The following is a 10,932-nucleotide window of genomic DNA, read 5'->3' as shown; positions in this document are numbered from 1 at the left end:
CACGCTTGTTAAGCATGGCGTATGTTAATTTCTTATCATTGTGTACCAATGCCACTGCGTCCGAATTTTGTTCTGCGCATTGTTCAAACAACCTGTGAATACCTATTTTTGGTAAATCTTGAGTCGCTGTGTTGTTTAGAGTGTTGAGCAGGGGATAACGCTCCTCCTCAGACAGTATATTTAGTTGTGAAATGAAAGGATCTTTCTTTAGCTGAGATAATTGAGTAAGTAACCGACATAAATGATCATTGAGCTGTAGAACGCTCGCCTCTTCAAATAATGCATTGTCCCATGTCCAACTGATTTGCCCACCATCACTATCCAACTGCACATTTATTTCAAGATCAAATAACGCCGTCACCTGATTTCCAGATAAGGGGGACAGTGACATATCTAACAGCGTAAGGGGAGCATTCTGATTTTGTGCAACCTGAAAATCAGATTGCATCGTTAACATAATTTGGAATAACGGCGTATGGCTAGCATTTCGCTGGATCTTTAATAAATCAACTAACTGCTCAAATGGAACATCCTGATGAGACTGAGCTCCCAGGTTCACCTCGCGAACATGACGCAAATATTTTTCCAGTGTTGTGAAGCTGGTGTCTACTCTTAATACTAAGGTATTGACGAAAAAGCCTATCAACGACTCAACTTCAGGTTGTAGGCGATTTGCGACAGGCGTACCAATGACGATGTCATTACGGTTGCTATGTCTTGCAAGTACTAACGACAATGCGGCATGCAATAACATAAATGGCGTTAACTGATGTCGCGAAGCTAGCTGTTTTAACCCTTGAACCACCTCATCGGATATATGCCCGACAATACGCCGTCCATCATGTCCCTTTACTGGCGGTCTTGGTTTGTCGATGCGCAGACCATGTTTTGCAGGTAAAGCATCAAGTTGCATTCGCCAATAATCCAACTGGGAAGTGAGAGTATCCCCTTGAAGCCACTCACGCTGCCAAATAGCATAATCGCAGTACTGCACTGGAAGAGGCGCAAGGTTGATAGGTTTATCTGCAACAAATCCCTGATATAAAGCAACAAACTCTTTTGTGAGTATTTCCATCGACCAGCCATCAGAGGCAATATGATGCACATTGAATAGCAACGCGCCTTTTTCTTCCCCCAACAATATGTGGCAGCATCGAAGCATCACATCGTTTCTAAGATCAAAAACTTGATTGGCAAACTCGTCCACTAGTTGTTCCAATCTAGTCTGTTGGTCGATGCCCGAGTATGCTTGGATATCCCTTTCACTGATATTTATGTCAGATGGAGGGTTTACCAACTGGTGGCCTTCACCTTCACAAGTAAGGTAAACCGTTCTTAGCACTTCATGGCGCTGTACAATTTCTGTGAGCGCTTTTTTAGCACAGACAATGTCGAATTTTCCCTCATAAATAAAATTAAGAGAGCTATTGTACTGGGTACTTTCTCCCTGAAATTGATTAATAAACCAAAGTCTTTGTTGGGAAAAGGAGAGGGGTAACAGAGCATCATTGTTTGTTCTTTTAACTATATTTTTAGCATTATATTTTTTTAACCAGTCAACAATTCTCTTTTTATTGTTTTTAAGTTCGTGGATCAAATCAGTAGGAACTTTACCCTCAGCAGACGTAACGACTAATTCGCCCTCGGTTCCCAGAGATAGGCTAACGGTGTGCTCTAAGCACTTATCAAATAGTAATTCTAGTTTCATTATAAAATTACCACTTCTTCATTTTTATCTAATACATTCATTTGTTTAAACTTCTCTTCCAGTGAGTTATTTTCGCTGTCTAATGTTTTAGCGAGCTCAAAAAGATTTGGCGCTTCCACCAGTGATTTAATAGCAACAGGAATATTAAGTTCCGTTTTTATTTGCCCAAGCATTTTTATAATGGACAGGGAGTGCCCTCCTAGCTCGTAAAAATTTGCAGTAGAGCTAATACTGTCAACATCCAGCCTCAACAATGAAGCCCAAATCCGAGCTAAGGCTTTTTCTGTATCCGTTTTCGGAGCTACAAATTCAGACCCCAATTGTCGACTATCTAACGCTGGAAGTGATTTGCGATCAATTTTTCCATTTGGGGTTAGAGGCCATTCAGCTAAGGGCATAAGCACTGAAGGTACCATATGAACGGGTAATCGATCAGCGAGTTGCGCCTTAACCAGCTGCAACCAATCACTGCTTTTATGTATGGTATCAGGTCTGATATACCCAACTAATTGCTGGGTTTCTGACTCACCGACAGTGATTACTAATGCACTGTCCACACCATCACATTGTGTTAGTTGATGTTCCACTTCACCCGGCTCAATACGGAAACCTCGCACCTTTAACTGTTCATCAACACGTCCAATAAAAGCCAAAGTTCCATTTGGTAACCAACGAACTCTGTCGCCAGTGCGATATAACCGGACGCTGTTATTTGACGTGTCGGCTTCATAGAATGGATTTTTGACAAAACGGGATGCAGTCAGCTCTGGTTGATTTAAATAACCTCGTGCTAAGCCGGCTCCACCGATGTACAACTCACCAATGGAACCAGAAAGCAATAATTGCTGCCGTTCATCTAGCACATAAAGTTGGGTATTGTTAAGAGGACCACCAATATTGATTTCTTCTGCTGGAGATAGACGGGCAACGGTACTCCATACAGTCGCTTCACTCGGCCCGTATTCATTGTACAATTCGCAGTTATTGACAAACTCATGGGCTTGGTGTTGTGCGGGCAAGTTCGCCGAGCATGCTTCTCCTGCAACAATGACACCACGTAGCTTATTATCGCTGTTCAACATCGGTAAGAGTGCCTGATATAGGCTTGGTATCAACAACATGTGGCTGACTTTGGCCTTGCTGATTAAATCTGATAAAAGATTAATATCTTCAATTTCCAAAGTCGTAGGCAAGCATAAAGTTGCCCCACTACATAATGATGAAAACAAACCAGCTACAGAGCTATCAAAAGACACTGATGAGAGCATCAAAAAACAAGACATATTTTCATAATGCTCAATTCGGTTATAGGTAGAGTGACACAACTGTTGATGCTCTACCATAACTCCTTTTGGCTGGCCGGTGGATCCTGAGGTGTATATCACATAAGCAAGGTGGTTGGGTTTCAAACCTACGCTAGATGCATTTAATGGAGTATCACAGTGCTTACTTACAAGTGCTACAGTAGTGGGATCGTCCAATAAGACGGTTTGGTAATTATCTCCAGATAAACGAGATTCTACAGACTGAGTACTCACTACAATTTCCAGTTTGGCATCCGCTATCATATATGACAGGCGACTTGCCGGATAAGCAGGATCAAGTGGTACATATGCCCCTCCAGCTTTAAGAATTGCTAGAATACCTACAACCATTTCAAAGCCTCTTTCAACACACAAGCCGACTAACACATCAGGTCCCACGTTGTGGGTATTACGCAAATAGTGCGCCAATCGATTTGCATGCTTATTAAGCTCGCCGTAACTTAGTGTATCTCCGTGGAACATTACAGCTACTGAATCAGGTTGTCGTTCAGCCTGTTGTTCAAATAACTCATGAATGCAAGTATGGCTTTGATAATCAGTCTTAGTGTCATTAAGGGTATTAAGTAGGTAACGTTGTTCCTCTTTCGATAGCATCTCCAACTCACCAAGTTCACCTCTCAGGTCATAGGATGCTAGACTTGTCATTATCCTATTCAGGTGCGATGACAATTTTTGGATCATTTCTTCGCTAAAATGAGCTTTTTGATACATGAATTTAAAGTGAAGGGTACCTTCCAACGACGAGATAATACTGAGTTTATAGTTGCTGTATTCACGTGTATCAGAAGCGTGAATGAATACGTTGCTTTCTTCTTGGCTATTGGCTGATATATGCGTACCTGTGCCTGATACTACTTCAGTCGGGTAATTTTGAAACACCAAGAGTGTTTCAAATAAACTACTACCAGGCGCTATATCACTCACCCCTTGTATTTCTGCCAAGCTCAGGTAGCCGTGATGCTCTCGTTCAATATTATCATGATGAATACGGCCCAGTACCTCTCCAAGTGTCAGACCACTATCTAGCTGAATTCGCACTGGAATGGTGTTTATAAATAGGCCCACCATTTCTTCAATGCCATTGATATGCGCCGGGCGGCCCGATATCGTCGCACCGAACACAATATCAGACTCACCTGTATAGCGATGCAATAAATAAGACCAAGCAAACTGCAACAACACGTTTATGGTACTCTGACTTTGACGAGCTAACCCTACCAGCTTATCACTCTCTTCCTGTGACAAACTCAGGTGCATTTCGCCATAACCTTCTCGCTCTGGCGTATTATTTTGATAGTCTGTTAAAGAAACTGCTGAATCAAAGCCTGCTAAATGCTCCGCCCAGTAATTCAACGCTGCCTTTTCGTCCTGACTCGCCAGCCAAGCAATGAAGTCTTCATAAGGCGCAGCTGCGTTCGCTACCAACTCTACACCTGTGGACAGTGCCTGATATGCTTGCACCACTTCATTAAACAGCACTGGCTGACACCAACCATCCAGTAAAATATGATGATGTGCCCAGATGAAGTGATAACGCTTCTCTGGTAAACATACCAGCGTCAAGCGCATCAAAGGCGCCACTGCAAAATCAAACCCTCGTGCTTTTTCGCTTGCTCGCAGTGCTTCTAAAGCCGCAGGCAGTGTGGCTGTCGCTTTGTCCTGCCAATCCAACACATTAAACGGTAAAGACACCGATTCTTGCACCAATTGATGAGGTACGCTCGCTTCCAGCGCCACAATACTGGTACGTAAAATGTCATGGCGATTGACAACTGTCTGCCATGCTTTGCGAAATACCTCAATGTCTAACCCACCTTCCAAATCAAAATGAGAAATCGTGGTATACAACTCACCTGTGCCATCCAGCAAGCCGTGGTACAACATTCCTCGTTGCATTGGTGTAGTTATATAAAGTCGTGATATATCTGAATGAGTGGTCTCTAGTGACCGTAATTCCTCTGCTTCTAGGCTAGCATGCGGGAAGTCTGTCGGTACTAAAGCGCCCACTCCTGATAGCGTCGCACCAGCTTCAACAAGCTCTACCAAACTTTGTTTATAAGCCTGCGCAAATGCTTCTGCCTGTTCGTTAGAGAACGCCGATTTGGCATAGCTCAACTCAAAGCCAAGCCGACCGCCACTGACACTGCCGTTAATACTTAACAACTGTTCTGGCCCATTGAGAGCGCTTTGTTCATCCCCTGGAAATTCCTCTGCACCAAAGAATTCCGACTCAGAATCAAACGTATTGTCAAACTGCCCTAGGTAATTAAATACAATACCTTCGCTAAAGCTGGCTTCATCAAGCTCATAAAGCGCACTATCTTGCGTAAGGTATTTCAACATACCAAAACCGATACCTCGCTGTGGTAGCTCACGATAAACTTGCTTTACTGTGCGCAAGACCTCTTCAATATCCTCTGAAGAACACGATAGCATCAATGGATACACCGACGTAAACCAACCGACCGTTTCTCCTATGTCTAAGGTGTCAAATAATGCTTCCCTGCCATGGCCTTCAAGATTGACTCTCAAGCATGTACCACCACCCCAGCGCTGATAAGCTATCAATAACCCCGCTAGCAGTAGTTCGTTGATGCGCGTTTTAAAACGCCGTTGGCAAGTTTGCAATAAGGTTGTCGTTTGCGTTTCATCCAAAACCAAACTGCAACGCCCCACTTCTTGTGAGTCACTCTCACCTGAACGGGGTAGGCTTGCTACTTCTGGACTTAAATGAGATACCCACCAATCTCTTTCTGCTTGCAAAGCTTCTGACCCTGCATAGTCTCGTAACGCCTCAGACCACGCTTTGACACTACTGGTTTTCAGTCCTAGTTCTACGTTTTTACCTTCACATAACTGTGAGTACGCCAGCTCTACATCACGCAATAAAATACGCCAAGATACTCCATCTACTACCAGGTGGTGACATACAAACAGCAAACGCCCCGCTTCACTATCTCCATAATGGAAATACACCATTCGAAAAACAGGTCCAGTTACAAAATTCAAGCTTCGTTGGTATTTCTGACAAGCGCTTTCAAGTGCTTCTTTTCTTGCGGCACCAGTCAAAGCACTTAAATCGTGTAACACCACACTTTGACGTAACATTTCATCATCAAAAGGTTTAAAATGAGATTGCCATTGCCCCTTTGATAAAGAAAACCGCAGCCGAAGTGCATCATGGCGTTGATATAATGCCCGCATTACTGTGTGACAATGGGAGGCATTCAGGTTGATGGGTGTTTCTAACAAAGCACTTTGGTTGTAGTGATGTGGTTCAGTTAAATTGCTGGCAAAAAAGGCTGACTGGATAGGTAACAGTGGTATCTCGCCCTTCACCTCACCTTGCTCTGTCACTACCTTGCTCTGTTGTTTCACGCGAGGCGCAAGAGCACGAATGGTTTGGGTATCAAACAGATCTCGAACACTAAAGTGATAGCCAGCCTGACGACCTCGAGTCACCACCTGAATGGATATGATGGAATCGCCACCCAACTCAAAAAAGTTTGCAGTGGTACTTATTGCCTCTCGATCCAGCTTTAATAATGTTGCCCAAATACCTACTAGCGCTATTTCTGTATCGTTTTCAGGGGCAATATATTCGCCAAGTAGCCTGCGACTATCCAAAGAAGGTAATGCCCGACGGTCCACCTTATTATTACGAGTTAAAGGCCACTCCTCTACAGCCATCAATACCGAAGGCACCATATGTGCAGGCACATTTTCAGTTAGCCACGCTTTAATACCCCGCAGCCACTGAGCTTCTGTTTCTTGATTAACAATTCCTATTTCAGGCTTTATATAACCGACGAGTTTCTGTGCCGCTCCCTCACCGACTGCCATGACCAACGCGCTGTCCACGCCGTTACATTGATTTAAATGGTGCTCAACCTCACCTGGCTCAATTCGAAACCCTCGCACTTTCACTTGATTATCCGTTCGAGCAACAAACTCTAGTTTGCCATCTGATAAATAACGTACCATATCTCCAGTGCGGTACAGCCTTGGGCTGCTTTGTGTTAGTGATGGATCGTAAAAAGGATTGTCGATGAAACGATATGCTGTAAGCTCGGGGTTGTTTAAATATCCTCGGGCAAGTCCAGCGCCTCCAAGGTATAACTCTCCAGCTACCCCATTAGGAAGTAACTGCTTGCTGTTGTTAAGAATGTAAAATTCATCACCACAAATAGGACGACCAATGGTGACGTTACTCTCAGCGAAGTTAGGTGGTATTTTGTAAATGCTAGAAAAGGTAGTGTTTTCAGTTGGACCATAGCAATTGATTAACAAAATATCTGGTAACTTACTTTGAATTTTCTTGACCGATTCGGGATCAACTACATCCCCCCCAGTCATGATACATGTCAACGGTGTTGTGTTTGGTAATTGCTCGGCCCAAACACTAAACAAGCCTGCTGTGATCCAAATTGAATTCACATTATTTTGTTCTATAACTCGATTAATTTCCGCAGGCGTAGTTTCAATAGGCTCGTGTAAAACTGCACGCCCTCCCCTTAGTACAGGGCACCAAAGCTCGAGGGTAAGGGCGTCAAATGCAATATTCGAATAAAACAACATTACAGTGTCGTTACTAAAATAATCCAGCGTTTCATTAAACGCCAACCGAGCTACACATTCGTGCTCAACCATAACACCTTTTGGCTGACCCGTAGATCCTGAAGTGTAAATTACAAAGGCTAAATCTTGTGCAGAAATACCTGTTTCGGCTCGTGTCAGTGGCGCGTCACTTTGCTGGGAGATCGCACCTTGAGTATCAAATTCATTAAGTATGACTTTTGAATAATTCCCACTTGGTAACCGTGGCGCTATTGATTGCATACTTAACACTACTCCGAGATTGGCATCAGTTACCATATACTCCAAGCGGCTGTCAGGAAACGCCGGATTCATAGGGACGTAAGCCCCTCCGGCTTTCAATGTTGCCAAGATACCAACCACCAAATCAAAACTGCGTTCAACACACAACCCCACCAAAATACCAGGGCCGACAGAGTGTGTTTGTTTTAAATATCTCGCTAGACGATTGGCACGTTTGTCTAGTTCTGAAAAGGTCAGTTTTTTACCTTCGTGCACCAAAGCCACAGCATTAGGTGTTGACGCTACGCACTGTTCGTAGAGTTCATGAATACAAAGACCAGAAGGGTATTCTGTAACAGTCTCATTTAATGCATGAAGTAGGTGATGACGTTCTTTTTCTGAAAGTATTTCTAACTCATTTAAGGCAATATCTTGAGGAACTTGAGAGAGTTGAGTTAGCAAGCGTTCGAAGTGGTCATTCAACTGAATTATGCGTTCTTGATCAAACAAATCTACATCATAAATCCAAGTAAGGTATGCGCCTTCATTGCTAATACTGACATCTAATTCTATATCAAACAAAGATGTGACTTTCGCACCGGATAATGGCGATAGTGACAAGCCTGGCAGTGTTAATTGTTCATTACCCTTTGAAATACCGTAATCAGCCTGCATGGTCAGCACAATTTGAAACATAGGCGAATGAGTTGTATCACGTGGCACTTGTAGCAATTCCACCAACTGTTCAAAAGGCACATCTTGGTTAGACTGGGCGCCTAAATGCACTTCACGTACGTGACTTAAGTAATCTCTCAAACTACGCGCTGTAGTATCCACTCTCAATACCAAAGTATTGACGAAAAAGCCGATTAAAGACTCTACTTCTGATTGTTGGCGATTAGCCACAGGTGTGCCAACGACAATGTCCTCTCGGTTACTGTGACGAGCCAAAACCAGAGCAAAGGCTGCGTGCACTAACATAAATGGAGTCAACTGATGTTCAGACGCAAGTCGTTCAAGGCCTTTTGACACATCAGCAGGCAATTTTCTTTCTAATCGGGCACCTCTATAACCTCTCACTTGTGGACGATGGTTATCAAGTACTAATCCATGCTCAAGTGGCATGTCCGCAAGTTGTTTTTTCCAGTACTGTAGCTGGGACGACAATACGTCCCCCTGTAACCATTGACGCTGCCAATGTGCATAATCGCTGTATTGCACGGGCAATGGCGGCTGTGACACTGTTTCCCCCAATACTTTACTTCGATAAAGTGTCACAAATTCACTCACAAGTAGCTCCATGGACCAGCCATCAGAAGCAATGTGGTGCATGTTAAACAGTAAAGCTCCTCTGTTCTGACCTAGGACAACGTAGCTACAGCGCAGCATCACATCTTCAGCAAGATTAAATGGGCGTCTGGCTTGTTCTTCCAGTAAAGCGTTTAATCTGACGGTTTGCTCAGAGACTGAGGACAAATCATGGCTAGAAATCGAAAAGTTCACCACAGGAATAACGCGTTGCACAGCCATACCGTCAACCTCCCGATAAACTGTCCGCAATATTTCATGACGCTTAATAATGGCAGCTAGGCTCGACTCAGCCGCCTCTAAATCAAAAGTTCCCGTTACCAGAAGTGCTTCTGGCATATTGTATTCAACGCTCTTTCCTTGCAGCTGATCCAAAAACCAAAGACGCTGTTGAGAGAAAGATAAAGTAGCTTCTGATTTTCCTAACTTTTCAATTACTTGCCGTTTTTCCTGCTCTGCATTACCAGGGGCTTTTTGTTGCAAAAAAGCAATAAGTTCAGCCTTGTTTTCTAGTACTTTAGCCTTTAACCCTGGTGGAAAAGCATCAACTGATAACTTGAATCCTAACTGTCCGTTCTTCTCAAAAAGAAAAACGCCGTTTTCCGATAGCTCTTTTATCAACGCTAACATGCTCATAGCATCCCTTCCTTTTTAATTAGTGCATTTTTTTCTTGTTCTTTTAATTGTATTAACACTTTTTGTTCATCAACAAGATTGGCTAAGTCTTTGAAGTTTTTAGATTCAAAAATATTTTTGATTGATATTTCAACATCCAATTTTTTCCTTATTTCAGATACCAATCGCATTGTCGATAACGAGTGTCCCCCTAACTCAAAAAAATTTAATGTAACACTGATTTCCTCAAGTTTCACGTGGAGTATTGAAGAACATATCTCCAATAATTGCTTTTCGGTGTCGGTACTTGCAGGAATAATCTGCTCATGACTTACAATGGTTTTGTTGGACAGCAGTTTTTGTTTGTCGATTTTACCATTCACTGTTCTGGGCCATTCGTCCACTACTGTGTAGGCAGATGGCATCATATAGCTAGGTAAATTAACGGCTAACTGCTGAATAATGTTGTCGATCAAGTGTTTGGAGGCTGAGTCTGTCAACTTGATACAAGCAACCAGTTTTTTGTCTCCTTTGTCAGTTTTCTCCACCAAAACAGCTACGCTGTCCACTGCATCTAATTGTGTTATTTGATGTTCGATTTCACCGATTTCGATTCTAAAGCCCCTGATCTTAATCTGTTCGTCTCGCCTACCTATGTACTCCATTTTCCCATCTGAAAGATACCGTACTATATCTCCAGTTTTATAGAGCCTGCTCTCACCAAAAGGCGGAGCATCATCAAAAGGATTTGCGATAAAGCTATTTTGCGTTAACTCATCATTATTTAAATAACCTCTGGCAAGACACTTTCCTCCAAGATACAGTTCACCAATAGCACCAAACGGAACCAGCTCCATATTGTTGTCCACAACATAAGCAGTACAGTTTGGTACCACATGACCGATAATACTGCTACCAGTAAACTCACAATCAAGAAAGTCATACCTATAAGTATCAATAGTTGCCTCGGTAGGGCCATAACTATTAACCACTTTGTATGATGATGAAATCAGTTCCTGAACCAATTCATCTGAAAGCTTTTCACCGCCTAAAATCAATGTATTTAGAGAGCAAGAAGATTTGATCTCTAAAAGTGTATCTTTTACCTCTAATAACAGCGTGGGCGAAATATTAACTTTGGTGATCTGTTTGTTCTTC

General features: G+C 42.9%; 3 protein-coding genes (1 of these 3 running past the window's edge). All 3 read right to left on the bottom strand.

The window, feature by feature from the left end; genetic code table 11:
* Window positions 1-1,708: condensation domain-containing protein (locus L1077_RS25535; RefSeq protein WP_237139599.1), on the bottom strand; the 1,708-nt coding region annotated here is incomplete at its 3' end.
* Entirely contained in the window at window positions 1,708-9,795 is an 8,088-nt protein-coding gene (locus L1077_RS25530) for a non-ribosomal peptide synthetase (RefSeq protein WP_237139598.1), read from the bottom strand. The genes L1077_RS25530 and L1077_RS25535, both read right to left, overlap by 1 nt.
* Window positions 9,792-10,932, bottom strand: the 3' end of a protein-coding gene (locus L1077_RS25525) for a non-ribosomal peptide synthase/polyketide synthase (RefSeq protein WP_237139597.1). The gene runs 14,846 nt beyond the window's last position; only the last 1,141 of its 15,987 coding nucleotides appear in the window; the start codon falls outside the window, past its right edge; the stop codon is at window positions 9,792-9,794. Before L1077_RS25525 ends, L1077_RS25530 begins: the two co-directional genes overlap by 4 nt.

Origin of the sequence: Pseudoalteromonas luteoviolacea (assembly GCF_021654285.1) — a bacterium.
Taxonomy (GTDB): Bacteria; Pseudomonadota; Gammaproteobacteria; order Enterobacterales; family Alteromonadaceae; genus Pseudoalteromonas; species Pseudoalteromonas luteoviolacea_J.
Note: the sequence above shows the minus strand (reverse complement) of the source record. Positions and strands in the feature narration are given on the sequence as shown.